Consider the following 25,685-nt stretch of genomic DNA (forward strand, 5'->3'; position numbering starts at 1 on the left):
TTTATTGCTGTGGTCCTAATACAGCGGCAAAGATGTTGGCATATTTGGTCACCTGTGCGCTAAACTTAGTAGCTAAAGCAGTTTGGTGATTATCACTTGCCATTTTGGCCAGGCCGTTTATCATTTGTATTGACATTTCAATATCGCGGGAGGTTAGGGTGTGGGCATTGCCGTGCAATTGTCTGGCCATATAGTCCAGGCGCTCCGCCAGGTAGTCATCCATACCGTTAACTATTTTGGTGGCCATGGTAATGTCCTTCAACTCGTAACATGTTTGAGCCATAAAGAATTTGCTACCTGTTGATGGGATATCAATATACAGGTAAGGCATTTCTTTATCATACTTGTGCAGCACGTTAAGCGCCAGGTCGCGGCGGCCTTCTTTAATTAATCCTTGCGCCAGATCAACAAATGTAGAGGTGATAACCGGGTAAAACATCAGGCGCGATTCATGATCCAAATACTTGGCCGTTTTATATTGGCCATATTTAAACTTGTTCATCACGTTATCGTACATCACCAGCGAGTTAACTTTTTCCGACTGATCGCGCACGGTAGTATCCGGCTTTAAAGGCAATAAACGCATGGTGAAACCTTCCTTATAAAGGTAGTTTTGTAACCCCATCATGTTTTCTAAACCGGCGGTAGCGGTGAAGCAAATAGGGCGTTTCCAGTTGTTATGTGCCAGTATATCATAAAAGGCCAGTTTATCTTTCATCATATAACGCGCGGAAAATTTGAATTTCATGGTATCAACAACGTTAGCCATTTGCGCGGGGCTTACTACGTTATTAGCCATCACATCGGCTTTATTAACGGTAAGCTTAAGGTTGCGGGTAGGCAGGTAATTGCCACTGTCGCCGCTTTGGTATTGTACTTTAGCAGCCTGGTCGTCTGATGTAATAAAATCAAAGGCTTCTTTCAATTCCACATCGCCCGGGATCTTAGCGTCCTGGTAATATATTACATCGCGCACGCCATCTTTAAACTTATCAAAAGGCATGGTGATAGGCAGTGGTTCAGATTCGTTCATCTTTTTCTGCATCTGGCGTATGTACCAATCGCCGGTAAACAGGCTCAGGTTAACCAGGCGCACATCAGGCCTAACGCCTTCAACTTCCTGCACGTACCATAACGAGTAGGTGTCGTTATCGCCATAGGTAAACAAAATAGCGTTTTTAGGGCATGATATCAGGTAGTTATAAGCCATATCATGCGCCACCATTTTGGTCGATCTATCATGGCCTTTCCATTCCTGGCAAGCCATTAATACAGGTGCGCCCAGTAAACATAAAGCAGTAGCAGCAAACGCGGCATTCTGCGCATTTAGTTTTTTACGCAGGAAATCGGCAATGGCCAACACGCCCAAACCAATCCATATCGCGAAAGCATAGAACGAACTTACGTACGAATAATCACGCTCACGCGGCTGTACCGAAGGTTGGTTAACATACATTACAATAGCTATACCTGTAAAGAACCACAACAGGGCAATAACCAACGCATCCTGCTTTTTGCGTTTAAAATGAAACCACATACCTATCAGGCCGATAGCCAGCGGCAGACCAAACAAAGGCATATAGTTGGTGCCGTTTAAAACCGATTTGGGAAGTTCTCTCGATTTATCGAATATACCGCTGGTCCAATCACCATCAACGTAGCCGGCAAAGCCACCCATTTGTTGCTGACCGTCCATCTCGTTAACACGACCAACAAAATTCCACATAAAATAACGTACGTACATTTGGTATACCTGCCAGCTGGCAAAAAACTTCAGGTTTTCGGCCATGCCTGGTTTTTCGGTGTCGCCCATTTGCAGCCATTGGCGGTAGAATAGCGGGTCCTGCCCGTCGCTGCTGTAAACACGCGGGAAAAGCGTGGTACGATCGTAAACATAATTAGTTTTCTTGCCGGTAATCTCGTATTTCTTTTCGCCTTTGCGATACAGGGTTTTACCCTCGGTTTGATCAATAATCTCCGAGTCGAAAAATGGTCCGGATATTAGCGGTGTTTCGCCGTATTGTATGCGGTTTAAGTAACCGTTAAGCGTAAAAGCGTTATCGGGGTGCGAGTTATTCAGGTTGGTGTTTGCGCTGGCGCGGATAGGGATATACACAAACGAACTGTAGCCGAAATATATAAATACCACGCATAAAAACGCCAGGTTTAAAGTAGGCTTATTGGTGCGGATACTGTAAATAATACCGCCAACCAAAAATGCTATCAGCAACACAAAGAAAACAAATGCCCCACTGCCAAAGCCGAAGCCCAGGTTGTTAACAAAAAACAGATCGAAATAAGCGGCCAGTTTAATAGTAAACTCGCGGATGCCAAACTGTACGGCACCCAATATCACAATACTCACTAAAAACGCCAGCCAGCCTTTTTTAACGGTTTGGTTTTTAACGCGGCGGAAGTAGTATACCAACGATATAGCAGGAATACTCAATAAGTTTAACAGGTGAATACCTATAGAAAGGCCAATTACATAAGCAATAAATATCAGCCATTTATCGGCACCGGGTTCATCGGCATGCGCTTCCCATTTCAATATCGCCCAGAAAACAATAGAAGTACACAAAGCCGATAGCGCGAATACGATAGTCTCTACAGCCGAGAACCAAAACGTATCGCTAAACGCGAATGCCAAAGCACCCACCAGTCCCGAGCCCATGATCAGTATAAGCCGTGTTTTTTCTTCCTTGATATCGCTGTTGTCCATTAGTTTTTTAGCCAACGCGGTTATCGTCCAAAACAAAAACATTACCGTAGCGGCACTGGCTATTGCCGAACCCATGTTGGTGTAATAAGGCACCTTGGTATTATCGCCCAATGATAGCAGCGAGAAAACCTTGCCGAGCATAGCAAACAGCGGATATCCCGGCTGATGTGATACTTGCAGCCTGTATGCGCACGAGATAAACTCGCCGCAATCCCAAAAGCTTACCGAAGGTTCAAGGGTTAAAGTGTAGGTGATAGCCGCTATAACAAAGCATAACCAACCCAGTAGGTTGTTAATTTTATTGTACTGCATGTTTGGTGTGGAGTAAAAGTTTTTTCAATGGCTCAAATATCACCCATTTTTGTAAAGTATGGTAACAAAAGCAACCTGTGTTTGCAGTTTTAACAATAATTAACGGTTTAAGGGCTGTTTGCTGATGGAAGTGTTAAAATATATTTAACGTTTTGGCGTTAGCTGGGGCACCTCGCTACTTACGTAATCGCTCTCCACGTGTCATTGCGAGGCACGAAGCAATCGCACAGAGAAAGGTCGTCGACTTAGCAAGCGTGCGATTGCTTCGTGCCTCGCAATGACAAAAAAAGCATATTAGGTTACTGTATATGCGTGTAGGTCATAACCTCGCGCTAAACAGGTGCCAGATCTATTATATCTTAATAACCTTACCACCCTTTTTCGGCACCTCTTTATGCTCCTCCAACAAACTTGGTATCAACTTCACAATACTTATTAAAGCTCCGCCGATGATCACCATGGCTTTAAAACCAAAGCGAACGAAAGGCTTCATTACTTCCCAATTCTCTTTCCAAACCTCGCTGTCGGTTTTAGTTTGTTTGCGGGTATTACGTGGTGCGGTATATTTTACGGGTTTGTTTGCCATAGCTTGTGTATTTATTATAAAAGCTACGGCGAAGCGGTTTTGTTTAAACTTTCTTTTTCTTTAAGGTGATAACAGTTATCTCAGGCCATATGCCCAACCTGCCCGAGAAAGCCAGGAAGCCAAAGCCCCGGTTTACATACAGGTAACGGTTCTGCTCGTGCGCCAATCCGGCCCAGTTTACGTAGCGGTATTGTACCGGGCTCCATCTAAAGCCTGCCGTTTCTACACCAAACTGCGCGCCATGGGTATGCCCCGATAGGGTGAGGTGTATATTGGTTTCGGGGTGGAACCGTACCTGTTCTTCCCAGTGGGTAGGATCGTGCGAGAGGAGGACCTTGAAGGCGTCATGAGGCACACCGTTCATCGCTTTTTTAAGGTCGCCCATTTGGATAAAACCGCGACCCCAGTTTTGTACACCGATGAGGGTTATTTTCTGGCCGTTTTTTTCCAGTTCGATATGTTCATCAAGCATCAGGCGGAATCCAATTTCACTATGATGTTGCTTGAGCCTGTCAAGGTTGGCGGCTTTTTGCTGCTCATTATCCCATTGTATATAATCTGCATAATCGTGATTACCTAAAATGGAATACTGGCCATATGGCGAACGTAGTTTGCTGAAATTTTTGATGTAAGGCGCTATTTCATCGGCGGTGTTATTCACCAGGTCGCCGGTGAAAACGAAGAGATCGCTTTTTTGAGCCTGGGCAAGGTCTATTCCCTTTTGTACGGCGTGTATGTTATCGAAACTGCCTGAATGGATATCAGATAATTGGGTGATAGTAAAGCCATCGAAAGCATCGGGCAGGTCATCATAGTAAATGGTTTCGCGGTGCACGCGGTAGTCGTATTTTCCCCATATCATCGCATAAAAAAAGCCAAGAAAAGGATAGGAGGCTATCAGGATAGCCAGTTCGCTAATAAACTTACGACGGCCCGGGAAATGCGATTTGGCTTTAGGGTGGGCTATTACATTATAGGTACCTACGCCCAACCGGCCCAGATCGCCGATAAACAATACCAGCGCAAAAACAATTTTGGTAACCAAAAAGGTTAAAAATAGCCCAAACGACCAGGTATGGATCAGCTTCATTCCGCGCAGACTACTTACAAAACCTATGGAGATAATGAACGCGGCGGTTACGCCTATGGATAGTATAAAAAAGCCCCAGCGGAGCATCTTGCCTGCGCGCTGGTTTCGCCAGTCTTTAGTAAAAGTTTTAAAACCCGAAAATACGTACCAATCCAGCAGCAGACTTGCCGCCGCCATTATCAAGAATATTTTGAAAAATCCGCCTCTGTGCATAGTTTTTATTAAGCTTCCGCAATTTATTAAAGGAAAGCTAATTGCAAAGTAAAATTTGCGGGTTTACAGCAAATTAGCAGCGTGGGTTGCATGCTTTTTGGCGAGGTAATTATTGAAACCGATAAATATCGCGCCCAGCACCAAAAACATCACCAAAATAAAAAATGAATTGATGAATACCTGCGCATAACCATATTGAGAGGCGTTGAGGAAGAAGTATGGATAATGATTGGTGATGGCACCACGGGTAAGCGCGTAAGCCAGGTATAACAGCGGAAAGTATGCCCAGGATACTAACTGGCGCCATTGAATGGGTTTACGCGGCACGAATGCAAACCAATACAACACATAAGCCAGCGGACTAACCGTATGCACCAAAAAATCCGCCAGTATAAACAAGCCCTCCAACTTTACTCGCCCCTTAAGCACGGTGTTATAAATTAAACCCACAATGATGATATAAACTGCAATAGCCGTTAATACGGACACCCGCGAAAAGAATCGCCCCCAGGCAGAGTCAGGTTTTAATAACGAGGTCATGGCTATGGCGATAAGCAAGTTGGTTTGAATAGTGTAATAGCTCATGATCAAAACAAAAGCCCCGATAAATGACGTTCCTGCTGCCATGTTTTTTTGGATAGACAAGCTGAATTGCAACACCAGCGCGAACCACACCATAAGCGCGAACAGTACGGTGCACAGGGTTTTTGTTTTGTTTTTCATGGTAAGATAAGTTGAAGTATGGGCTATGATTTTTTACGGGTCGATTTTTTGATCATCACCGTTTCGTAGGCGGTGGTGAGGGCATCTTGCAGCATATCCAACCGGGCCTCTTTTAATTCGAAAAAAGTGCAGCCCTGCAGGCCCCACTTATTGGGGACGGGGTAAATAACCTCGGGATTAAAAGCTAAGAATACCGATTGATCTATCGGCGTTAGTTTTACCATAGCGCGGTTCTCAGGCACCCAAAGCGTGGCAAACGTACGTTTGTTGGCACGGAAGGCGGGCCTGCCAAAATGGTCATACTCTTCGGTTCCGGGTAGCGATAAGGCAAACTGGCGTACGGTTTCTATGGCTATCATAAAACAAATGGCTGATAACTAAATTACTATTTTAAAATTGCTTTAACTTAGTACTGAAGATATTGTTTTAACTATGACCGATACGACCAACGGCAACATAAGCCTTATCATAAGCGATACAGGCATCGCAACCATCACGTTTTATCACCCGGCGCAAAACTCGCTGCCATCGCTTTTACTGGGCCAATTGGCCGAGGCTATTGACAATGCGGGTGCTGATGAGCGTACACGTGTTATTGTACTGCAAAGCCAGGGCGACCGCACCTTTTGCGCCGGTGCCAGTTTTGACGAGTTGCTGCAGATAAAAGATAAAGAAACCGGCGCCGTGTTTTTCTCGGGCTTTGCCCGGGTGATCAACGCCTGCCGCAAATCGCCCAAGATCATTATCGCGCGTGTACAGGGTAAAGCGGTTGGTGGTGGGGTAGGCCTTGCCGCCGCTGCCGACTATTGCCTGGCTACCGAAGCGGCAGCTATTAAACTAAGCGAGTTGGCTATAGGTATCGGTCCGTTTGTGATATCGCCGGCGGTTACGCGTAAGATAGGTTTGCCGGCATTTTCGCAGCTTACCATTCGCGCTACCGATTTTCAGACCGCGCAATGGGCCATGGAAAAAGGCTTGTATAATGAAGTATATTCCGACGTAGCCGAATTAGATAAAGCTGTGGACGAACTGGCTCATAAACTGGCAAGCTATCACCCCGAAGCCCTAACCGGCCTGAAACAAATTTTATGGGAAGGTACCGAGGATTGGGACGAATTACTACATCAACGCGCGGCCATCAGCGGCGTGTTGGTACTCTCGGACTTTACCCAGCAGGCTTTGCAGCATTTTTTGAATAAAAAGTGAGCCATTTTTAAAATTGGGGGTGCGCCACTTTTAAAAGGGTTAATATTGAGTATTTTTTAATGAATTGATATTGAGGCATTTATAAAATAGAGTGGGTGCGCCGCTTTGCGCCGCTTTTTTTGATAATTTATTGTATATCAGTTTTTTATGAAAAATTGCTGCGCCACTTGCGCCACTTTTAAAATGGCGCACCCCCACAAAAAAGGCCCCTTAATTTGAGGGGCCTTTTTTGTTTATTACCAGTGTCTGTGGTGAACCGCTACCGGGCGATGAACCACTACAGGTCGTGGCGCGTAATGACGGTAACCACTTCTGTAATATACGCTGCGATAGCGTGGTGCGGCATATCTTTCAACCACTACGGTACGTGGGCGGTGATAAACTACCGGGCGTTCGTAAACTACCGGTCTGTCAACTACCACCACTCTGCGTGGGGCCGGTGTGCCTATGCTAACACCTATACTTACTTGTGCGCTTGCAGCTTGTACTGAACAAGCTAATACCGCTGCTATGATTGATAATTTTAATGCTTTCATGGTCGTAATTTTTAATTAAACATCAATTGCGTTGTTTGTATAATTAAGACGACCCACAGCTAAAATGGTTTAAACATTTAGTTAATTACCCATGTAATTAGCTGTGTTTGTGTGTAATAAAATTACTTTTTGTAATCAACTTTTACCACTACCGGGTAATGGTCAGACGGTAAATGACCGTTAGCTGTGTTGGTTAAAATGGCATAACGCTGTACTGTAAAGTCCTTGGTTACAAATATGTGGTCTATGCGGCTTTTAGTAACAGTGTTTACTTTAAAGCTGTTAAAAGTGCCATTGTCAGCCAGTTTAATAGGTGCCAGCTCAAAACAGTCTCTCAGTACGCCTGATGTATTGATCAGCGTATAGCTTTCGTTGTTTTGGTCAACATTAAAGTCGCCGGTTAGGATGGTAGGGGTTTTGCCTGCCATTTGTTTAACCTTGGCCAGTACCAGTATTGAGCTTTGTTTACGGGCCTCAACACCTACGTGGTCCATATGCAGGTTAAAGAAGTAAAATTTGAAGCCTGTTTTAATGTCCTGCAGATAAGCCCAGGTGCAAATGCGCGGTAAAGCGGCATCCCAGCCTTTGTTAGGTTTTTCGGTATCGGTAGACATCCAGAAGTGGCCGTTGCTTAGCAACTTAAATTTGGTGGCTTTGTAAAAGATAGGGGCATACTCGCCGGCCTCTTTACCGTCATCGCGGCCCACGCCTAACCATTTATATCCCGGCAGGCTATCGGTAAGGTTAAGCAATTGATTGTGCAATACTTCTTGCGCGCCAAACACATCAAAATCGTTAAACTTGATAATGTTGGCTATAGTAGAGAAGCGGGTTGCCCAACCGTCGCCTTTGGCAGCATCGCCCTTGTTGTCATAACGGATGTTGTAGCTGGCAATGGTTAACTGTTGGCTGTGCGCCACGGTGCCTAATGCCAGTATGGCAAAAGCTAATAAAAGTAATTTGTGTTTCATGTTGAAGTATAATTTGGTGGGCTAAAGATGGCAATTATTGCGCTTAGTTTAGCATGTGTGTACAAAGTTAACAGATGGGTAACATGCTTGATAGTCCTAAATCTTGAGTCTTAAGTCGGTAGTCATTTGACTTAAGATTAGAACTCAAGACTCATGACTCACAACCTCTTCCTCCACAATTTTGGAATGCTTCCTGGTATCACGCATCGTGGTATAAACCAATAGCGAAACCAATATACAGCCCGTTACGTACCAGTAAAACCATTCCTGGTGCCCGGCTTCCTTAAATAACAGCGCGAAGGGCTCGGCTGTGCCGCCAAAAAGAGAAACCGCCACGCCATAAGGAAAGCCCACTCCCAAAGCCCGCACGTTAGCGGGGAAGAGTTCGGCTTTTACAACGGCGTTGATGGAGGTATAGCCGCTCACAATGATCAACGCGCACATGATGAGGGCGAAGGCGGTCCATACATCTTTGGTGTTGCCTAACAAGGTTAAAATAGGTACGGTCATGATCGCGCCCAGCACACCGAAGCCTATAAGTAAAGGCTTGCGACCTATCTTATCAGACAGTAAGCCAAACAAAGGCTGTAATAGCATAAATACAACCAGCGTCAAGGTTGATATCATAGTAGCCGATGCCTTGCTGAAACCGGAGGCGATGACCAAAAACTTTTGCATGTAGGTAGTGAACGTATAGAAAGCCACGGTGCCGCCCAGCGTTAGGCCTACAACCGTTAATACAGCTTTGGGATGTTGCGCTAAAGATCTCAACGTATCCAAAGCCGAGCGTTGTTTATCGTCGACTGTTAGTTTGACGGATTCCTGCAGGCTTCGCCTTAAATACATTACTACAATAGCCAGTACTGCGCCTATGGCAAAGGGTATCCGCCAGCCCCAGGCTTCTAATTGGTCCTCGGTCAGGAACATCCGTTGTAGCAATATCAGCACGCCCAAGGCTATCAGTTGCCCCATAATTAGCGTTACATACTGGAAGCTGGAGTAAAAGCCACGGTGTTTGCGCCCCGCCATTTCGCTCAGGTAGGTGGCGCTGGTGCCGTATTCACCGCCCACACTCAGGCCCTGCACCATGCGGGCCAGCACCAGTATGATAGGCGCGGCAATGCCGATGGTATTATAACCGGGCACAATGGCTATGATCAATGAGCCGATGCTCATCATTAACACAGAAGTGGTTAGGGCCTTTTTGCGGCCATGTCTGTCGGCATAGGTACCCATGATCCAGCCGCCGAATGGTCGCATCAGAAAGCCTACGGCAAATACAGCGGCTGTATTTAAAAGCTGTACGTTTCGGTTATCTGACGGGAAGAAACTACTTGAGAAATACAGTGCAAAGGCCGAATAGATATACCAATCGTACCATTCCACCAAATTGCCTAACGAGCCGCCTATGATTGAGCGTATGCGGGTAGAGGTGGTTTGCACAGGTATTTTATTGGTGATCATATCGGGTTGAATATCGCACAATATACGCAACAATCTATTCCAAAATTCCCATATTTGCACCATGAGTAAGCTTTGGCAAAAAACCACAAATGTTAACCAACTGGTAGAGCAATTTACCGTTGGCCGCGATACCGAATTTGACCAGCAAATGGCCGCTTTTGATGTATTAGGATCATTGGCGCACACCCGCATGCTGCAAAGCATTGGCCTGATGAGCGCCGAGGACCTTGAGCTGGTACAGCGCGAACTGAAAAACATTTATGCCGATGTGGAAAAAGGCGACTTCACAATTGAAGCCGGCGTGGAAGACGTGCATTCGCAGGTTGAAATGCTGCTTACCCGCCGCATTGGCGATGCCGGTAAAAAGATCCACAGCGGCCGCTCACGTAACGACCAGGTTTTGGTTGATCTGAAACTGTTCTTCCGCCACGAATTGCAACAGGTGGTTGAAGAAACCCATATCCTGTTTAAGCAACTGATAGAACTAAGCGAGAAGCATAAGAATGTTTTGCTTCCGGGCTATACGCACCTGCAGGTGGCAATGCCATCGTCATTCGGCCTGTGGTTTGGCGCTTATGCCGAAAGTTTGGCCGACGACCTGGAATTGATCCTGGCTGCTTATAAAATTACCAATAAGAATCCTTTGGGATCGGCAGCCGGCTATGGCTCATCGTTCCCGCTTAACCGCACCATGACCACCGAGTTGCTGGGTTTTGATAACCTGAACTATAATGTGGTTTATGCGCAGATGGGGCGCGGTAAAACGGAGCGGATCATCGCGCAGGCCTTATCATCTATAGCGGCTACACTGGCTAAAATGGCCATGGATCAAACGCTTTACCTGAGCCAGAACTTCGCCTTTGTAAGCTACCCGGATACCCTGACAACCGGCAGCAGCATTATGCCGCATAAAAAGAACCCCGATGTTTGGGAAATTATGCGCGGTAAATGTAACCGCCTGCAAGCCCTGCCTACAGATGTGGCATTGATGACCACCAACCTGCCATCTGGTTATCACCGCGAGATGCAGCTGTTGAAAGAACTGCTTTTCCCGGCCTTTGCCGAACTGAAGAGCTGCCTGCATATGGCCACCTTCATGCTGCAAAACATCACCGTAAATACCGATATATTAAACGACCCAAAATACGCCTACCTGTTTAGCGTGGAGGAAGTGAACCGCATGGTGCTTAATGGCACCCCTTTCCGCGACGCGTACAAACAAATAGGGCTGGATATTGAGCAAGGCAACTTTAACCCCGATAAAACCGTTAACCACACCCACGAAGGCAGCATAGGTAACCTGTATAACGAGCAGATAAGCGCCAATATGGAGGCTTTGGTAAACAGCTTTAAATTTGATAAAGTAGCCTGGGCGGTTGCGGAGTTGGTGAAGCATTAATAAAATAAGAATTACCCCAACTGTCATCTTGAACGCTAGTGAGGGATCTATACATACACTGAGTAACCCGTACTTGCCCGTGTATAGATTTCTCCTCGTACCTCGTCGAAATGACATTTTTAAATAATGATCATGAACGGACAAAACCGAAGCGACATATACCCCGGCCTTGAGGTTGATATCATCCTGAAGAAAGATCAGCGCAGCGGCACGCTTACCCGCGGCATTGTGAAAAATTTATTGACGAGTGCGGCTCACCATTCTCGTGGGATCAAAGTACGTTTAGAGGATGGGCAGATAGGCAGGGTAGCGTACATTGTAGATGAAGACGATTGATCATGGCAAAGAGTAAAGAACCTAACCGACAACTATTTTTCAGGCTCGATGCCCAGTATCGCCTGCTGATAGCGGTAATTGGAGGCGCGGCGGCATGGTATTTTACAAGGCAGCATCAATCTGTACCCGCAACGGTTTTAATGACCTGGGTGGCCTTTGCGTTGTCTGTTATCATTATGGAGTGGATCATTATTTTTACTTCTCACCCGCGCGAGGTACGAAAGATCGCACAGTTAGAAGATTCCAGTCGGACGTTTATTTTCTTGTTTGTTATTGTGGCCTCGGTGATCAGTTTGGGTGCTATTGTGTTTTTGTTGACTTCAGCAAAGGGACAAAGCGGTGAGGGGGTAGCATTCCCGGTTATCCTGTCGTTAACTTCGGTACTGGTATCGTGGTGGTTAGTGCATACGTTGTTTACCCTCCGCTACGCGCATTTATATTACACCACCCAAACCGAGGATGGCCATAAGAAAATATTAGGTGGTTTGAGCTTTCCGGGTGATGAAAAGCAACCGGATTATTTGGACTTTGTGTATTTTTCGTTCGTTATCGGGATGACCTTCCAGGTATCGGATGTGGAGATCAGCTCGCGGACTATCCGCCGGTTGGCGTTATTGCATGCGCTTGTTGCGTTTGCTTTCAATACGGCCATTGTGGCTTTGAGTATTAATATTGTTTCGGGGCTGATATCATAGGTAAGCTGCAGCCGGAGACGCAAAACATTGCGTCTCTACACAGTTCATATCAAAAATCAGAAAACCTCGTACGGGTACGTTTAACGTAGTTGCGGATATCCAGCACAATCCCGGCAAACAAATACATAATAAGTGGAAACCCTACCGCCAGGAACGAGGAATAAATAAAAAATAACCTGATCTTGGAGATAGATACATGGAAGCGCTCGCCCAGGTAGGTGCAAACCCCGAAGGAGTAACGCTCGAAAAAGGTAATTATACGCTGTATCATATCAAGCTATCTTAAGTATTTTATTTCCAACGCTGCATTGCAGGCATTTCTTATAATTACAATAATAGTTTTTTAACTCCAATAAGGCCTGCGACTCAAATGCCGTCGTCGCCTTAACCCCCATATCGTTAAAATCGGCAATAATATTATTGCTTTCGCCGGGCAGGTTTTCCAACAGTTTCAGGCTACGGTTTATGTAGTATTCCTGCTGGTTATGCTTACCATAGCTAAACAAAAATACAGCTAAAGTGTTTAAAAGCAATACATCAACAGACGCTGCGCCCAGTTTTTTTGAGCTGGCGGGGCTTTGCTTATCGAAACGATAATGCGTTTCCCAGTATGGATTCACTTCAATATCAGTAAACAAACGGCGTAAACCTGCCACATCTTTTATATCCAATATTTTTGAGAACAGGTGGTTGGATCCTACAATTAATGCAGCAAATTGCGCCAGGCGCACCGTAGGAAAATTTTGCGGGCGCATGCGCATAAACTTCCATAAGTGGTTTTCAATGGGCGTAAGGCTGTATTTTTTGCGTAGGTAATCGTATTCGGCTTTTAGTTTTTGGGGATACTCGTCCGTCCAATCCTCATTCAAAAAGCCTGCCTGCCCAAATAGCAATGCCTCTATTTGCAGCGCGTTGTTTTTGTTTTTGGCGAGGATGTTTTGCGGTAGCGATCGCGCCAGCAACTCAAACGGCAGCGCGTTAGTTTTAAAGCCGAAGTTAGCGGCCAAAAACTGGTAAAAGGTTTCTTCCCAATCGCCTCGGTTAACCTGCAGGCTGTTGATCACCGTTTCTGATTTTTTCTCCAATCGTTCCACCAAAACACGGGTAAACCAGGTACGCAATGTAAAGTCGTCCAATTTGCCTATGGTGGCTTCGCAAGGAATTATGGTTGGTGTGCCGAAAACCAGTTTATGGTAACGGGCGTATAATTCTTCGGGGATGCGGTCTTTTAGCTCGAGGGTGGGTAACTGCCTGCCGTTGGGAAGAGTTACCGGTTCATCATCGCGCAGCACTACGTGTAATATTACGTTTTCATATGCACCATCGTTAACATGGTTATGGCGCTTCCAGTCGGCCGATGAGAGATGAATCTCTACATTGCCTGCCCAGGTGGTTTCGCCAATGCGGATGCGGGCATTGCTAAAATCAGGTCCCGAATGGGTATTGTGTATGCCTGCCGAAAATATCTCGATGGGCTGACCATCAACAGTACGCAGATCGCCCCGCTCAAACAGGCGGAACTTCCATACGTAATGCAAAAAATCTTCGGTATAAAGCATTATCTAATATAAGCAGATAATTTGTTTTGCCAAATTTTTTAGCATTTTATTCCGAAGGCAAATGTAGAGACACAATATTTTGTGTCTCGCGAGAGAGGTTACACCAATTGCTCAAGCATTTTAACGTATAATTCTATCCCTTCTCTGATCTCATCCACATAAACATACTCATCGGCCATATGCGACCGTGCCGAATCACCGGGACCTATTTTGATAGATGTAATATCCAAAAGCGATTGATCAGATGTAGTGGGGGAGCCATAGGTTGTTCTACCCAAAACAACGCCCGCCTGAACTATCGGATGATCTTTAGCTATAGACGACGGTTTTAAACGCGTAGATCTCGGCGTAACATCACAGTTTACATGCTGGCGGATAATTTCCAATACTTCTTCATTACGGTAAGTATCGGCCACCCTAACATCTACTGTAAACGTACAAGTAGCCGGCACCACATTATGCTGCGAGCCTGAATTAATAATAGTAACCGACATTTTAACCGGTCCAAACAATTCAGATACCTTAGGAAATTGGTAAGTGCGAAACCATTCAATATCTTTCAGCGCTTTATAAATAGCGTTGTCGCCCTCCTCACGGGCAGCATGGCCGGCTTTGCCGTGGGCGACGCAATCCAACACCATCAGGCCGCGTTCGGCTATGGCTAGCTGCATCAGTGTGGGTTCGCCAACAATAGCAAAATCCAATGCACCGAGGTCAGGTATCACCAGTTCAATACCGTTCAAACCTGATATTTCCTCCTCAGCTGTAGCAGCGAGGCAGAAGTTATATTTCAGGTTAGTGCGATCATGGAAATACAAAAAAGTGGCTATTAACGACACCAAACATCCACCGGCATCATTACTGCCCAGGCCATATAATTTGCCATCTTCGGTCTTTGCATCATGCGGATCGCGGGTATAGCCGGTGTTGGGCTTCACAGTGTCATGATGCGAATTAAGCAAGATGGTAGGCTTTGCAGCATCATAATGCTTATTGTAGGCCCAAACATTATTTATCTTACGATGAGTAGCAACGCCATTCTCTTTCAGGAAAACTTCCAACAGATCAGCAGTACGATTCTCCTCCCGGCTCAACGATGGGATAGAGATCAGTTGTTGAAGTAGTTGTACAGCCTGTTGGTGTAAGGTATCAATGTTGGTCATCGTAACAAAAATATCGTTTTTAAACAAAAAGCCCTCTCCTTTAGAGAGGGTTGGGAGAGGTTTTAGTCAAACAATCCTTTATCTCTATCAATAAAATGTGGGCGTGGTAAACTTAAGCCCAGTTTCTGGTTCAGTTGGTCTGATACATAATCTGCCAGTTCGGGCGAATAGCGCTCGTCATGCTGGTGCATAAAAAACCAGACTGATTGCAGGCCTAGGTCGCGCCATTGTTTAATGCGATCAACCCATTCATCAACCCGTTGGTAATCGGTACGGTCAAGGCTGTTGCCTACAAAGCGAATGAACGCGTGCGGTGTAGGCAACTCCATATGCACACAATCCCGGCGACCGGAGGCATCGGTTATTACCGCACCATGGTTAAGTTGTTTTAGTAAGCCAAATATCTGTGCACGAGCTTCGGGGTTAGCAAACCATTCTTTATGCCGCACTTCCACAAACACCTGCACATCTGTAGGCAGGCGCTCTAAATAAGCCTTTAACTCCGGGAAGCTTTTAGGCGTAAAATTATCGCTCAACTGCAAAAACAGCGGCCCCAGCTTTTCGCCAAATGCCATAATGCCTTCGTAAAAAGTGGTGGTAATATCGTCCGCATTTTTAAGGCGACGAATATGGCTTATGCTTTGCGAAAACTTAGGGCAAAACTTAAAGTCGGGCCGTGTGTCGGCCTTTTCTTTCCATTTAGCTATGGTGGCTGGCGGATAAACGTTGTAGAACGTAGCGTTAAGCTCAATGCAATCAAAATGCTTTACGTATTCATCCAAAAAGTTAGCGTCTTTAGTTTTAGGCGGATATATTTTGCCTACCCATTCTTTACGGCCCCATTTGGCGCAACCTACGTGCACCTGTAATGGCGCGCCATTTTTAGCGGCGGCAAGCGTGTCAATAGTCAGTTGTGGATCAGCGGGTAGGGTAAAGTCTACCAGCGGTAATTCTTCAGGTGTTACCCGGCCAAATTCCATAGTGTAATAGTTTGTGGCAAGTTATAAAATGTACCAGGCATTTGGTAAAATAAATTGTAGAGGCGCAATATTTTGCATCTCTTGTTGATATTCATTTTTAGTAGAGACGCAAAATATTGCGTCTCTACAGCAGGTCTGGTTTAAACTTTGGTGCTTTGCGTTTTTTGGAGGCTTGTTCGTAGGCATAGGCAATGCTTAGCAGGTCACCCTCGCTGTAAGGAGTGCCGAAGAATGATAAACCCATCGGTAACTCGTTCCAGGCGCCCATAGGCACGGTAATATGTGGGTAGCCGGCCATCGCCGCAGGCGAAGAGAAAGAAAATCCGTTGTTGTAATCACCGTTAACCAGGTCAATACATACGGCAAAACCACTGGTAGGCCCAATAATGGCATCGAGCTTATCATCGCGTAGTATGCCGTCTATAATAGCGCCCACACCTTTAGTTAGTTTCACGGCGTCAAGGTATTCGGGTGTTTGCAGATCGCCTTTTTGCTGTGCCTGCTCCAGTATTTCCTGCTTGAAGAAAGGCATTGATTTGCTGGCGTTGCCTTTATTAAAGTTGATGACATCCTGCAGGTTTTTTACTTTGGATGTGGCGGTGCTGAGGTATTTATTCAAGCCATCTTTAAACTCGTATAATAAAACGTTAAAGGACGCGCCACCTGTTTTGATCTCTTTTTGCAGCTCAATTTCTATAATTTCGGCGCCTTGACTTTTAAGGATTTCTATAGCGGCTTTTAACAGGATCACCATTTCTTCATTTCCCCGCAACGCGTTTTTTTCAATGCCCAGGCGTTTGCCTTTTAAGCCGCTGGTGTTCAAAAAGCGGGTGTAGTCATTTTCGGGCTTGGTATTTTGGGTGTAGCTATCGTCCTGGTCGGCACCGGCAAGGGCACCTAGCAGTATCGCTGCATCTTTAACCGTACGAGCCATAGGGCCTGCTGTATCTTGTGTTATGGAAATAGGGATAATGCCCGACCGGCTTAATAAACCAACAGTAGGTTTTATCCCCACAATACCATTGCACGACGATGGGGATACGATAGACCCATTGGTTTCGGTACCTATTGCCACCGCACATAAACTTGCGGCCACCGCGCTACCCGACCCTGCGCTGGAACCGCTTGGATTACGATTCAGCACATAAGGGTTGCGCGTTTGCCCACCGCGGCTGCTCCATCCGCTGGTTGAGCGGGTAGAACGGAAGTTGGCCCACTCGCTTAAATTGGTTTTGCCTAGTATAACAGCGCCCGCCTGGCGCAGTTGTTTAATGATAAAAGCATCGCGTTTAGCAAAATTATCGGCCAAGGCTAATGATCCGGCGCTGGTGTGCATAGTGTCGCCGGTATCAATATTGTCTTTAATTAAAACGGGAATACCATGCATAGGGCCGCGCAGTTTACCGCTTTTGCGTTCTTTGTCCAGTTCGGCAGCTATTTTCAGGGCATCTTTATTTAGCTCTATCACCGCATTGAGTTTTGGCCCGGCCTTGTCAATGGCGGCTATGCGGTTAAGATACATTTGGGTAATGGCTACCGCGCTTAATGCGCCGCTTTTCATTTTTTGCTGCAGGGTATCTATCGTCGCCTCGCTTAAACTAAAAGCTTCGGGTGCTTCGGTATTTAAATTTGAGGATGTTGATGTGGCCGATGCCAGTGCAGGCGCGGCCAAAATAGCACCGGCCAGGGAGCCGGTTTTTAAGAAATTTCTCCTGTGCATAAAGCTTGTATTTTGGTTACTTAAAATACAAAAAAATATACACGTGTGCTACGGCAGTCAAATAAGTCGAAAAGCGATGAACCTATTTCCGCAGAAAACAAAAAACAGATGCCCCGATAGGTATCTGTTTTAATTTTTTTAGCCTGATATTTTATTATTCTCTGCAAAAGTTTGCAGGATAAATAAGGCCTGGCTGTTGTGTTCGGCTTTTAGGAAATCGGGTTGTTTTGGGTCGATATAACCGTCTAAACCTTTAATTGCCTCTTTATCCGATGTGGCAAAGCCCATGGCCCAATCCGGAAAGTTTCGTTGCTCAGACGGGCAGCTTATTAGCAGGATAATGTTTTTATGCCTTGTGTCTCTTTCAATAGCGCTATAAATAGCTTTTACGTCTTCTTCTTCTCCTTCAATCAGTTGTACAAAATTGCCGTCGCAATATAAAAGCAGGCCCGTAACATTTCTGTCTTTGTTGTTCTTTCTGCTGGTATTAAGTATATCCGTTAATTCGGTATCCGTAATGGCCTTCGCAGCAGTGCTCAAATAAACAATGTGATACATTGAGATTAGTTTAAATTTTTAGGGTATTAATATGCAATACTAACGAAAAACTGTATTTAGCGGTTTTTAATCGGGTTAAAAAAACAAAGTTATGACATCTTTTTTACAAATAACTGTTATATAGCTATTTGTAGTCCGTCGTAAGCTAAATGGATACCAGTAGGCAATTCCTTTTCGATATCCTGATGCTTACCAAGACGATGACTGATGTGCGTAAAGTACGTATTTTCGGCACCTATTTCTTCGGCAAAAGCTATAGCTTCTTCCAATGTAAAATGCGATATGTGCGTTTGTTTTTGCAGCGCGTTAAGCACCAAAACTTTACTGCCTTTTATTTTTTCTTTTTCCTGATCGGATATGGTTTTGGCATCGGTAATATACGTAAAATCATTAATACGAAAACCCAGCACAGGTAACTTATAATGCATTACCTCAACAGGTATAAAACGTATGGTGCCGATATTAAAAGGCTCCAAACCTATGGAGTGTATGTTAACCTGCGGGATGCCCGGGTAACGATACTCGGCAAAAACATATGGAAATTCGCGCATTAAAGCGGCTTGTACGCGCGGATCGGCGTAAAGGTCCATTGGTTGTTGTTGCTTGTAGTTAAAGGCCCTTATGTCGTCCATCCCGGCAATATGGTCCTTATGCTCGTGGGTGTAAACTATGGCATCCAGGTGTTGTACGTTGGCGCGCAGCATCTGGTACCTAAAGTCGGGCCCCGAATCAATAGCAACAATTTTATCTTCACTTTCAACCAAAACAGAACTACGCAGCCGCTTATCACGTTTATCCGTTGATAAGCATACCTCGCAACTGCAACCAATTACGGGTACGCCCTGTGATGTTCCGGTTCCTAAAAATGTTATGGTCAAAGCTCCAGCTTGGTTTGTTTTATTTGCTGTAAAAAAGTAAACTGTTTGTCGTCAAGCAAATTGATGTCAATCTCCAGGTCGCGTATTAATTCGGCCAGGGCCTGTATTTTGTTTTCAAGGTTTGAGAAGCGGTTAACCACAATTACTTTGCTGTTAAGCAATACGCAGGCGCCGGTTTTAAAGTTGCCTTTTTCATAACGCACCTTGTAGCCCGTTGTTTTTAACAACATTTCAAGCTTTTCAAGTGTATGTGTGGTAAAAGTAAGCATCAATTAAAAATAATTAAAAGCTATTTGGCTTTAGTTACCTCAGTTTTTTTATAGTCGCCCGTCTTTAATTTCCATAACACATAAATGCCACCTACAGGCACACCCATAATAAATGAAGAGCCCATTAAACCTAACGAAAGGTAATCAAACCCAAGTATGGGCTCCATTTTATAAAGGTTAAATACCAGGCCCTTTATAGGTATACAGCCAATAGCGCCAATATTTAATACAACAGCAATTAAGTAATAAAGCCATTTGTCGGCCATATTGCTGCGCGCTACCTTACGTATCACATAAAGGTTAAACAGCGGTATCAGCAAACAAACAACGCCAAATATCCAAAAATCGGTACGGTCGGGTATTTGGTCTTTTACCTTCAGTGCCATTATATCGGCAATTTTATTGCTTTTGTTGTCGAAAATAGCTTCAACCACACCCAGTTCTGTTTGGTTTGATACCTGGATAAGGAAAACCTTCGCTCCCGGTTTTGGGCTTATCCCTGGTTTATTATCGCCCGACCCCATGAACGAAAAAGTAAGGTTTTGGCCAAAATCCTCGGTTAGTTTGGCTCTGAAACGGTTAAGGCCTGCCTTAAGTTCGGTAGTATTTGGGGTTCTGCTCAGGTCCATCAGGCTTACGCACTTGTCATAATCGCTTTTCATCAGGTAGCCCATAAACTCTTCGGCCGGGCCACCGTATTTAGAACTATCGGTAAAGTTGCCAACGATCTGGCAACTGCCAAACAGGCTTATTGTGACAATAGTGATAATAACTGCGAACAGGGTTCTTCTCATTGGTTATGCGTAATAATTAAAGCTCTATTAACTCAACACCGGGGTGCGCTTTAAGGTCGAAACTAAATGTAGCATCGGTAACCGGGCTGTTAGGGGTAAAGCTACGTAAAGTGTAGTTATATTTACTGCCCCCGGTATCAAATAGCAATATGTTATATAATTGTTTTTTAGCCTTATCAATAGTAAGCCTTATTTTAAAGAAAGGGTTTTTACTGCTTTCGGGTGTTAACTCAATAATCTGGTAAATTACCCCCCCTGTTTTTTGTTCGCCAACATACAAGTATTTGTAACCTTTCTCGTAAATGGTAAATATCTGGGCAGGGTTAAAGCTTTCGGCAGCGGTGTTTACATTGCTTAGTTGTACTTCTTTTTCTTTTTTCAGGTAGGTCCATTGTTTTTTGCCGTTGCTGATGATCTCCTGCTCCACATCGGCTGCGCCACCTTTACCCTGCAGCGTTATTTTAAACCTGTTGGTTTTTGACTGGGTAATAATGGTGCCGCTTTGCGCTTGTTTTACGCCGGCTTGCGGGTTATCAACTGTAAAAATAAAATCGCTTTTCAGAGTGTTGTATGAGCGATATTTTTGGCTTACCTGGTTCAATATATTTTTTGCTGCAACATCTTTTTGGGCGAAACATTTGGAGCCCATAAACAGCAGTAATGTGTATACAAGTATTTTCTTCATATAGTATATGACTCTTTTTAGAAGAGAATGTTTAATGATTTTGAAATAGCCTGCGGCAAATTACTTGTCCAGCGTTTCCAAATACTGCATCAGCGAATACTCATCCGGGTACAAAACCTCGCGTGCTTTGCTGCCTTCAAACGGGCCAACAATTCCTGCAGCTTCCAGCTGATCGATGATGCGGCCCGCGCGGTTATAGCCCAGTTTTAGCTTACGTTGGATAAGCGACGTTGAACCTTGCTGGTGCATTACAATAAGGCGAGCTGCTTCCTCAAACATCGGGTCGCGATCATCCGGATCAAATTCTTTGGTTCCGCTTGCTTCGCCTTCGCCAATATATTCAGGCAATAGCAAGGCGGTAGGGTAGCCGCGTTGGTTGCCAATAAAGTCGGATATACGTTCCACCTCCGGTGTGTCCACAAAGGCACACTGCAGGCGAATCAGATCGCTGCCGGTACTGAATAGCATATCACCGCGACCGATCAGCTGATCGGCCCCGCCGGCATCTAATATCGTCCTCGAGTCAATTTTAGAAAGTACCCTAAACGCTAATCTAGACGGGAAGTTGGCTTTAATAGTACCCGTAATAATATTTACCGATGGCCTTTGCGTAGCTATGACCAAGTGTATACCCACCGCACGGGCCAACTGGGCTATACGTGCAATAGGTTGCTCAACCTCTTTACCGGCTGTCATCATCAAATCGGCAAACTCGTCAATCACCAGTACGATGAATGGCAGGTAGCGATGTTTTTCAGGGTTGCTTATTTTACGGTTGATGAATTTGGCGTTATACTCCTTCAGGTTACGTACCTGCGCGTCTTTCAGCAGGTCATAACGCTGATCCATCTCAATACAAAGTGAGTTAAGCGTGTTCACCACTTTTTTGGTATCGGTAATGATCGCATCTTCTTCATCAGGCAGTTTAGCCAGGAAGTGTCTTTCTATCTTACGGAAAAGCGTAAGCTCCACTTTCTTTGGATCGACCAATACAAACTTTAACTCGGATGGATGTTTTTTATAAAGCAGCGATACCAGTATGGCGTTAATACCTACCGACTTACCCTGACCTGTTGCACCCGCTACCAGCAAGTGAGGCATCTTGGCCAAATCGGCAATAAATACTTCGTTTGATATGGTTTTACCCAAAGCGATGGGCAGATCCATAGTGGTGTTCTGGTATTTTTCGGTAGCCAGGATGGAGCGCATGGAAACCATCTCGGGATTTTGATTAGGCACCTCGATACCAATAGTACCCTTGCCCGGCATAGGGGCAATAATACGTATACCTAAAGCAGCTAAACTTAGGGCGATATCATCCTCCAGGTTTTTAATTTTTGAGATACGTACGCCCGGTGCGGGGATAATTTCGTACAGCGTAACTGTTGGGCCTATCGTAGCTTTGATCTTATCAATCTCGATATTGTAGTGGTTAAGCGTTTCAACAATTTTGTTTTTGTTGGCTTCCAGTTCTTCCGAATTTACCGCTATTTTGGCCGAGCCGTAATTCTCTAACAGATCAAGCGTAGGCAGTTTGTACGATGCCAGATCCAGCTTATGGTCATAAGTGCCAAACTCATCAACCAATGCTTTGGCTTTGTCGTCATCGGTTTTCTCAACGTTCATTACCGGGCTTGGGCGCTCGGTTTCTAACGTTAGGGGTATATCGTCTCCAATTTCAGGGTCTTCGCTTTCGTTATCGGGAGTTAACACAACAGGCTCGTGGAAGGTTGGCTCGGGTGTTAGCGTTTCGGCGGCTATTGCCTGCGCGGCAAGGGTTTCGTGCACCGAAGGCTGATGCGTGAAAGCTTCGGGCTTCATTACGTTACTGCCTTTAGGCCACTCTACGGGGTGCGATATGTGCTCGTCCTCCAGTTCGATAGGCTCAGGGTCGGCGCCAGGCATATTGGCTAATAAAGGCTCGGATTTGGGCTTGCGTTCGGGGAGCTTAAAGTCAATGTTATAAGCAATGATAAGGGTGGTTAGCCCGGCAAATATCAGCACGCCTGCGGTGCCCGAGTGCCCTATCTGTACATCCATCAGCTTAACGCTCCAATACCCAAATTCGCCTTCTAAAAAGTGTGGTGTATCTGATATAAAAGCGTGGACAAAACCTAGCGTGATAGAAATAAAAATCAGCCCAAAAAGCGAATAACCCAACGTACGTACTACCGAGAATAAGCGCACTTTAAACAACATGCGGTAGCCTATCACAAAAAATACAAATACAAACAGGAAGGAGGCGATACCAAACCACTCGAATATGAATTGGTTGGATAGCAACGCGCCGAATTTACCCAGCCAGTTATCAACCGTTGGGTTGGTAACCCCTTTTTCAAGCAGTTGCATTTCGCTTTTAAACAGGTTGCTCCAGCCGCCGTTAGCAGGCTTTACATAGCTTTGATCCTGCTCCCAGGTAAACAGGTAGGAAGTGAACGCGATAAGGAAAAAAAGCGATACGATCAGGAAAAACAAGCCTATGATCTTTACCAAACGGCCATCTTTAAGGTCGAATTTTGGTAAACGCTCGGCGGCCGGTTTTGGCGAGCGTTCTCGTGGGCCTTTATCTGAATTTTGACGGTCTTTATTCTCGTCCCTGAAGCTGTTTGATCTGAATTGATTTCCTTTAACCGGCATCCCTTAACTATAGTATTATGCAAATATAAAGTTAATAGATAAAACAACTATGCAGTGTTATTTTTAATTTTTTAGTATTATTGATGTTAATGAATATTGAAAACCTTGAGCAATTTATTACCGAAGGCGATGTAGCCGGCATAAATGCCCTGCTAACACAACAGCCCGAATTGGCGACTGCTAAAACCAGTCACAATGTATCGCCGTTGATGCTTTCCTGTTATTACAAAAAGCCCGAGGTTACCGCCCTGCTGTTAAAATTTGTGGATGAGATCGATCTTTTTGAAGCATCGGCCGCGGGCAAGTTTGACGTGGTGGCTCACCTGATATTTACCCACCCCGATGCGGTAAATTTATATAACGATGATGGCTTTACACCGCTGGGGCTGGCCTGCTACTTCGGGCAGTTTGAGGTGGCGCGTTACCTTGTGCTAAAGGGCGCCGAGGTTAATAGCCCATCAAACAATGGCTTTAATGTATTCCCGCTGCACTCTGCCGCCGCGGGCAATTATACCAATATTGCCCGCATGCTTATTGAAAACGGCGCGGTAGTTAATATTAAACAACAGGCAGGCGTAACGCCCCTCCATTCGGCAGCGCAAAACGGCAATTTAGAACTGCTGATTTTACTACTGGAAAACAATGCCGACGTAAACGCCCGCATGGAAGGCGGCAAACTCCCCGCCGACCTTGCCCGCGAAAAAGGCTTTGATGAAATAGCCGATATATTGAGTTAACCCTAGCCTTTAGTGCCCCACAAATGCCGCGTAATTAGTTTTTGAAGTTTGCAGGTTAGCAACTTTAGCTACCGCGTTGGTCAAATTTAATATGGTTTGTTCGCCATATTTTTCTTTCAAACGTTTTACGTGCAGCCATTGCATGTAACGTAAAGGTATTTTGGTGACTTTTTGTTGAGTAAAGAAACTCGGATCTGTAGTTACTATAGCATCCATATCCTCGTAAAAATCAGGGTTTGAGGGTGGGGTTGAGGTCATGGTTGGAAACTCTTTGTTCCATTTGGCATAAAACTCGGTAAACTGTTTTTCTTTATCGGGGAAGTTGCCGTAAACCCAATCCTTAGAGGTGTTATATAAATAATCCAGGTAAACGCGCATGGTGCTGTACTCGGGGTTTTGCAACAGCGCATCCTTTATGCACTCGGTGTTGTTTTCAATAAGCGTGGAAATGCTTTGCGCGTTATTGCTGGTTAAAATTTCATTGATCGGGCATTGCGCCATTGCAGCAGTCATTCCGAATGCTAACAAGCAGGTTAGTAGTACTTTCCTCATAATAATGAACCTTTAAGTTTATTGGGTTATATAAAGCTAGAAATTAATTATAACAAATTTGTTACAATTTGAAAAAATATTTTTCAGCCTCAGTCAAACAGGTCCTGGCACTTATGGCAAAAGTAGGAGTGGCGCTTTGTTTTGCCTGTTAGTTTTTTGTGGAAAGGAATGGTATTGCGCGGACAAATATCCTGCTCATAAGCCTGTAGATGCTTACCGAGTTTATTTACTTTACGCCATTTTAAAAACTCTTTGGCAAAGCTGGTTAGTTCCCCAATTAAATCGCGCAGTTTTTTATCGGGGATGTGTGCTATGATACTTTCGGGATGTAGTTTGGCGCGAAAAAGCGCCTCGTTCTTGATGATGTTTCCCGAGCCTGAGAATATTTTTTGATCCAGCAGCGCGTCGCAGACCATCATTTTGGGTTTGGCCTTTAGCCGTTCAAAAGCTTTTTTGCTATCCCATTTTTTGCCCATGATATCGGCCGACCAATCGTAAATCTTATCCAAAGGTTCTTCAATCAGTTTAATGGCTGATATGTAAAAGTTCACCTCCTGCTCGCCAAACTGCATATGCAGCGATGCGTTCCTTTTAGTATGCTCGTTAATGCGGTACGATCCAAACAGCATCATATGCACCCTTACCGAAAATTTTGGAAATACCAGCAAAGTATGTTTGCCCCAGCTTTTAATATCCTTCAGCGTTTTACCGATCAGCATTTCGGTGTCAAAGCCTTTGGCGTAGCCATTGGCACCGGTTACTTTTTTGCCTTTAAAGGGCTTAAGCTTTTCTTTTAGGATGATGATTGACGGGCCTTCGGGCATAATGTGTTTTTATAGATAGACAATAAAATCCTGTGTTTGCTTGCCCGAAATGTTAAATTTTTAGCAATGCCGCTTG

Annotated in this window: 26 protein-coding genes; 5 read left to right on the top strand and 21 right to left on the bottom strand. The window is 44.9% G+C overall.

The window, feature by feature from the left end; all coding sequences use genetic code 11:
* Position 1 precedes the first annotated feature (1 nt).
* The 5 genes from AC59JT_RS03820 to AC59JT_RS03840 all read right to left on the bottom strand — a co-directional run bounded on the left by AC59JT_RS03820 (position 2) and on the right by AC59JT_RS03840 (position 6,005).
* Positions 2-3,034 (bottom strand): glycosyltransferase family 117 protein, encoded by a 3,033-nt coding sequence (locus AC59JT_RS03820; protein ID WP_497396283.1) that lies wholly within the window; start codon positions 3,032-3,034, stop codon positions 2-4.
* Between the two features lie 352 nt (positions 3,035-3,386).
* Positions 3,387-3,620 (bottom strand): hypothetical protein, encoded by a 234-nt coding sequence (locus AC59JT_RS03825; RefSeq protein WP_497396284.1) that lies wholly within the window; start codon positions 3,618-3,620, stop codon positions 3,387-3,389.
* A gap of 43 nt (positions 3,621-3,663) precedes the next feature.
* Entirely contained in the window at positions 3,664-4,887 is a 1,224-nt protein-coding gene (locus tag AC59JT_RS03830; protein ID WP_497396285.1) for a metallophosphoesterase, read from the bottom strand.
* 99 nt (positions 4,888-4,986) lie between these two features.
* Positions 4,987-5,646, bottom strand: coding sequence for a Pr6Pr family membrane protein (locus AC59JT_RS03835; RefSeq protein ID WP_497396286.1), 660 nt, complete (start codon positions 5,644-5,646; stop codon positions 4,987-4,989).
* A 23-nt stretch (positions 5,647-5,669) separates the two neighbouring features.
* Positions 5,670-6,005, bottom strand: coding sequence for an MmcQ/YjbR family DNA-binding protein (locus tag AC59JT_RS03840; protein ID WP_497396287.1), 336 nt, complete (start codon positions 6,003-6,005; stop codon positions 5,670-5,672).
* Between the two features lie 73 nt (positions 6,006-6,078).
* Between AC59JT_RS03840 and AC59JT_RS03845 the strand changes: the two genes are divergently transcribed.
* On the top strand, positions 6,079-6,852 hold the full coding sequence (locus tag AC59JT_RS03845) for an enoyl-CoA hydratase/isomerase family protein (protein ID WP_497396288.1): 774 nt from the start codon (positions 6,079-6,081) through the stop codon (positions 6,850-6,852).
* A gap of 236 nt (positions 6,853-7,088) precedes the next feature.
* On the opposite strand, the gene AC59JT_RS03850 is transcribed toward AC59JT_RS03845, so the two are convergent.
* The 3 genes from AC59JT_RS03850 to AC59JT_RS03860 all read right to left on the bottom strand — a co-directional run bounded on the left by AC59JT_RS03850 (position 7,089) and on the right by AC59JT_RS03860 (position 9,823).
* A complete protein-coding gene (locus tag AC59JT_RS03850; RefSeq protein ID WP_497396289.1) occupies positions 7,089-7,388 on the bottom strand; it encodes a hypothetical protein in 300 nt (99 codons plus the stop codon).
* A gap of 122 nt (positions 7,389-7,510) precedes the next feature.
* Positions 7,511-8,359, bottom strand: a complete 849-nt coding sequence (locus AC59JT_RS03855) for an endonuclease/exonuclease/phosphatase family protein (RefSeq protein ID WP_497396290.1) — start codon at positions 8,357-8,359, stop codon at positions 7,511-7,513.
* 144 nt (positions 8,360-8,503) lie between these two features.
* Entirely contained in the window at positions 8,504-9,823 is a 1,320-nt protein-coding gene (locus AC59JT_RS03860) for an MFS transporter (RefSeq protein ID WP_497396291.1), read from the bottom strand.
* Positions 9,824-9,884: 61 nt separating this feature from the next.
* Between AC59JT_RS03860 and argH the strand changes: the two genes are divergently transcribed.
* From argH to AC59JT_RS03875, 3 genes are all read left to right on the top strand, one after another.
* On the top strand, positions 9,885-11,222 hold the full coding sequence (argH, locus tag AC59JT_RS03865; protein WP_497396292.1) for an argininosuccinate lyase: 1,338 nt from the start codon (positions 9,885-9,887) through the stop codon (positions 11,220-11,222).
* 132 nt (positions 11,223-11,354) lie between these two features.
* Positions 11,355-11,558, top strand: a complete 204-nt coding sequence (locus tag AC59JT_RS03870) for a YwbE family protein (RefSeq protein ID WP_497396293.1) — start codon at positions 11,355-11,357, stop codon at positions 11,556-11,558.
* 2 nt (positions 11,559-11,560) lie between these two features.
* Positions 11,561-12,253, top strand: coding sequence for a DUF1345 domain-containing protein (locus AC59JT_RS03875; protein ID WP_497396294.1), 693 nt, complete (start codon positions 11,561-11,563; stop codon positions 12,251-12,253).
* Positions 12,254-12,302: 49 nt separating this feature from the next.
* Here AC59JT_RS03875 and AC59JT_RS03880 read toward each other — a convergent pair whose 3' ends face one another.
* The 11 genes from AC59JT_RS03880 to AC59JT_RS03930 form a co-directional block, all read right to left on the bottom strand.
* Positions 12,303-12,524 carry a PspC domain-containing protein gene (locus tag AC59JT_RS03880; protein ID WP_497396295.1) on the bottom strand — a complete coding sequence of 74 codons (222 nt, stop codon included), beginning with the start codon at positions 12,522-12,524 and terminating at the stop codon, positions 12,303-12,305.
* A gap of 1 nt (position 12,525) precedes the next feature.
* Positions 12,526-13,812 (bottom strand): DUF2851 family protein, encoded by a 1,287-nt coding sequence (locus AC59JT_RS03885; protein WP_497396296.1) that lies wholly within the window; start codon positions 13,810-13,812, stop codon positions 12,526-12,528.
* Between the two features lie 98 nt (positions 13,813-13,910).
* Positions 13,911-14,975: a M20 family metallo-hydrolase gene (locus tag AC59JT_RS03890; protein WP_497396297.1), complete on the bottom strand. Its 1,065-nt coding sequence runs from the start codon at positions 14,973-14,975 to the stop codon at positions 13,911-13,913.
* 62 nt (positions 14,976-15,037) lie between these two features.
* On the bottom strand, positions 15,038-15,955 hold the full coding sequence (locus AC59JT_RS03895; protein WP_497396298.1) for a DUF72 domain-containing protein: 918 nt from the start codon (positions 15,953-15,955) through the stop codon (positions 15,038-15,040).
* Positions 15,956-16,079: 124 nt separating this feature from the next.
* A complete protein-coding gene (locus tag AC59JT_RS03900; RefSeq protein WP_497396299.1) occupies positions 16,080-17,675 on the bottom strand; it encodes an amidase in 1,596 nt (531 codons plus the stop codon).
* Between the two features lie 138 nt (positions 17,676-17,813).
* Complete coding sequence (locus AC59JT_RS03905) at positions 17,814-18,233, bottom strand: BLUF domain-containing protein (protein WP_497396300.1); 420 nt, start codon at positions 18,231-18,233, stop codon at positions 17,814-17,816.
* Positions 18,234-18,349: 116 nt separating this feature from the next.
* A complete protein-coding gene (locus AC59JT_RS03910; protein WP_497396301.1) occupies positions 18,350-19,111 on the bottom strand; it encodes an MBL fold metallo-hydrolase in 762 nt (253 codons plus the stop codon).
* Positions 19,108-19,380, bottom strand: a complete 273-nt coding sequence (locus AC59JT_RS03915; protein WP_497396302.1) for a hypothetical protein — start codon at positions 19,378-19,380, stop codon at positions 19,108-19,110. Before AC59JT_RS03915 ends, AC59JT_RS03910 begins: the two co-directional genes overlap by 4 nt.
* 20 nt (positions 19,381-19,400) lie before the next feature.
* Entirely contained in the window at positions 19,401-20,174 is a 774-nt protein-coding gene (locus AC59JT_RS03920) for a hypothetical protein (RefSeq protein WP_497396303.1), read from the bottom strand.
* A gap of 16 nt (positions 20,175-20,190) precedes the next feature.
* The gene (gene lolA1, locus AC59JT_RS03925; protein WP_497396304.1) at positions 20,191-20,859 is read right to left on the bottom strand and encodes an outer membrane lipoprotein periplasmic chaperone LolA1; all 669 of its coding nucleotides are present in this window, start codon (positions 20,857-20,859) and stop codon (positions 20,191-20,193) included.
* 60 nt (positions 20,860-20,919) lie between these two features.
* A complete protein-coding gene (locus tag AC59JT_RS03930; protein ID WP_497396305.1) occupies positions 20,920-23,496 on the bottom strand; it encodes an FtsK/SpoIIIE family DNA translocase in 2,577 nt (858 codons plus the stop codon).
* Between the two features lie 89 nt (positions 23,497-23,585).
* Here AC59JT_RS03930 and AC59JT_RS03935 point away from each other — a divergent pair, with 89 nt between their 5' ends.
* Complete coding sequence (locus AC59JT_RS03935; protein ID WP_497396306.1) at positions 23,586-24,233, top strand: ankyrin repeat domain-containing protein; 648 nt, start codon at positions 23,586-23,588, stop codon at positions 24,231-24,233.
* A 9-nt stretch (positions 24,234-24,242) separates the two neighbouring features.
* Here the strand turns inward: AC59JT_RS03935 and AC59JT_RS03940 are convergent, their stop codons facing one another.
* Both AC59JT_RS03940 and AC59JT_RS03945 read right to left on the bottom strand, forming a co-directional pair.
* Positions 24,243-24,785 (bottom strand): hypothetical protein, encoded by a 543-nt coding sequence (locus tag AC59JT_RS03940; protein ID WP_497396307.1) that lies wholly within the window; start codon positions 24,783-24,785, stop codon positions 24,243-24,245.
* An 89-nt stretch (positions 24,786-24,874) separates the two neighbouring features.
* Positions 24,875-25,609, bottom strand: coding sequence for a DNA-formamidopyrimidine glycosylase family protein (locus tag AC59JT_RS03945; RefSeq protein ID WP_497396308.1), 735 nt, complete (start codon positions 25,607-25,609; stop codon positions 24,875-24,877).
* Between the last annotated feature and the right edge of the window lie 76 nt (positions 25,610-25,685).

This window comes from Mucilaginibacter sp. A3364, from assembly GCF_059690715.1.

Bases quoted from the DNA above. Each gene is read 5' to 3' on its own strand.
- AC59JT_RS03820 (WP_497396283.1), bottom strand. From the start codon at position 3,034: ATGCAGTACAATAAAATTAACAACCTACTGGGTTGGTTATGCTTTGTT.
- AC59JT_RS03900 (WP_497396299.1), bottom strand. From the start codon at position 17,675: ATGCACAGGAGAAATTTCTTAAAAACCGGCTCCCTGGCCGGTGCTATT.
- AC59JT_RS03860 (WP_497396291.1), bottom strand. From the start codon at position 9,823: ATGATCACCAATAAAATACCTGTGCAAACCACCTCTACCCGCATACGC.
- AC59JT_RS03880 (WP_497396295.1), bottom strand. From the start codon at position 12,524: ATGATACAGCGTATAATTACCTTTTTCGAGCGTTACTCCTTCGGGGTT.
- AC59JT_RS03875 (WP_497396294.1), top strand. From the start codon at position 11,561: ATGGCAAAGAGTAAAGAACCTAACCGACAACTATTTTTCAGGCTCGAT.
- AC59JT_RS03940 (WP_497396307.1), bottom strand. From the start codon at position 24,785: ATGAGGAAAGTACTACTAACCTGCTTGTTAGCATTCGGAATGACTGCT.
- AC59JT_RS03885 (WP_497396296.1), bottom strand. From the start codon at position 13,812: ATGCTTTATACCGAAGATTTTTTGCATTACGTATGGAAGTTCCGCCTG.
- AC59JT_RS03905 (WP_497396300.1), bottom strand. From the start codon at position 18,233: ATGTATCACATTGTTTATTTGAGCACTGCTGCGAAGGCCATTACGGAT.
- AC59JT_RS03825 (WP_497396284.1), bottom strand. From the start codon at position 3,620: ATGGCAAACAAACCCGTAAAATATACCGCACCACGTAATACCCGCAAA.
- AC59JT_RS03895 (WP_497396298.1), bottom strand. From the start codon at position 15,955: ATGGAATTTGGCCGGGTAACACCTGAAGAATTACCGCTGGTAGACTTT.
- AC59JT_RS03945 (WP_497396308.1), bottom strand. From the start codon at position 25,609: ATGCCCGAAGGCCCGTCAATCATCATCCTAAAAGAAAAGCTTAAGCCC.
- AC59JT_RS03915 (WP_497396302.1), bottom strand. From the start codon at position 19,380: ATGCTTACTTTTACCACACATACACTTGAAAAGCTTGAAATGTTGTTA.
- argH (WP_497396292.1), top strand. From the start codon at position 9,885: ATGAGTAAGCTTTGGCAAAAAACCACAAATGTTAACCAACTGGTAGAG.
- AC59JT_RS03840 (WP_497396287.1), bottom strand. From the start codon at position 6,005: ATGATAGCCATAGAAACCGTACGCCAGTTTGCCTTATCGCTACCCGGA.
- AC59JT_RS03850 (WP_497396289.1), bottom strand. From the start codon at position 7,388: ATGAAAGCATTAAAATTATCAATCATAGCAGCGGTATTAGCTTGTTCA.
- AC59JT_RS03830 (WP_497396285.1), bottom strand. From the start codon at position 4,887: ATGGCGGCGGCAAGTCTGCTGCTGGATTGGTACGTATTTTCGGGTTTT.
- AC59JT_RS03835 (WP_497396286.1), bottom strand. From the start codon at position 5,646: ATGAAAAACAAAACAAAAACCCTGTGCACCGTACTGTTCGCGCTTATG.
- AC59JT_RS03920 (WP_497396303.1), bottom strand. From the start codon at position 20,174: ATGAGAAGAACCCTGTTCGCAGTTATTATCACTATTGTCACAATAAGC.
- AC59JT_RS03855 (WP_497396290.1), bottom strand. From the start codon at position 8,359: ATGAAACACAAATTACTTTTATTAGCTTTTGCCATACTGGCATTAGGC.
- AC59JT_RS03870 (WP_497396293.1), top strand. From the start codon at position 11,355: ATGAACGGACAAAACCGAAGCGACATATACCCCGGCCTTGAGGTTGAT.
- AC59JT_RS03935 (WP_497396306.1), top strand. From the start codon at position 23,586: ATGAATATTGAAAACCTTGAGCAATTTATTACCGAAGGCGATGTAGCC.
- AC59JT_RS03930 (WP_497396305.1), bottom strand. From the start codon at position 23,496: ATGCCGGTTAAAGGAAATCAATTCAGATCAAACAGCTTCAGGGACGAG.
- AC59JT_RS03890 (WP_497396297.1), bottom strand. From the start codon at position 14,975: ATGACCAACATTGATACCTTACACCAACAGGCTGTACAACTACTTCAA.
- AC59JT_RS03845 (WP_497396288.1), top strand. From the start codon at position 6,079: ATGACCGATACGACCAACGGCAACATAAGCCTTATCATAAGCGATACA.
- lolA1 (WP_497396304.1), bottom strand. From the start codon at position 20,859: ATGAAGAAAATACTTGTATACACATTACTGCTGTTTATGGGCTCCAAA.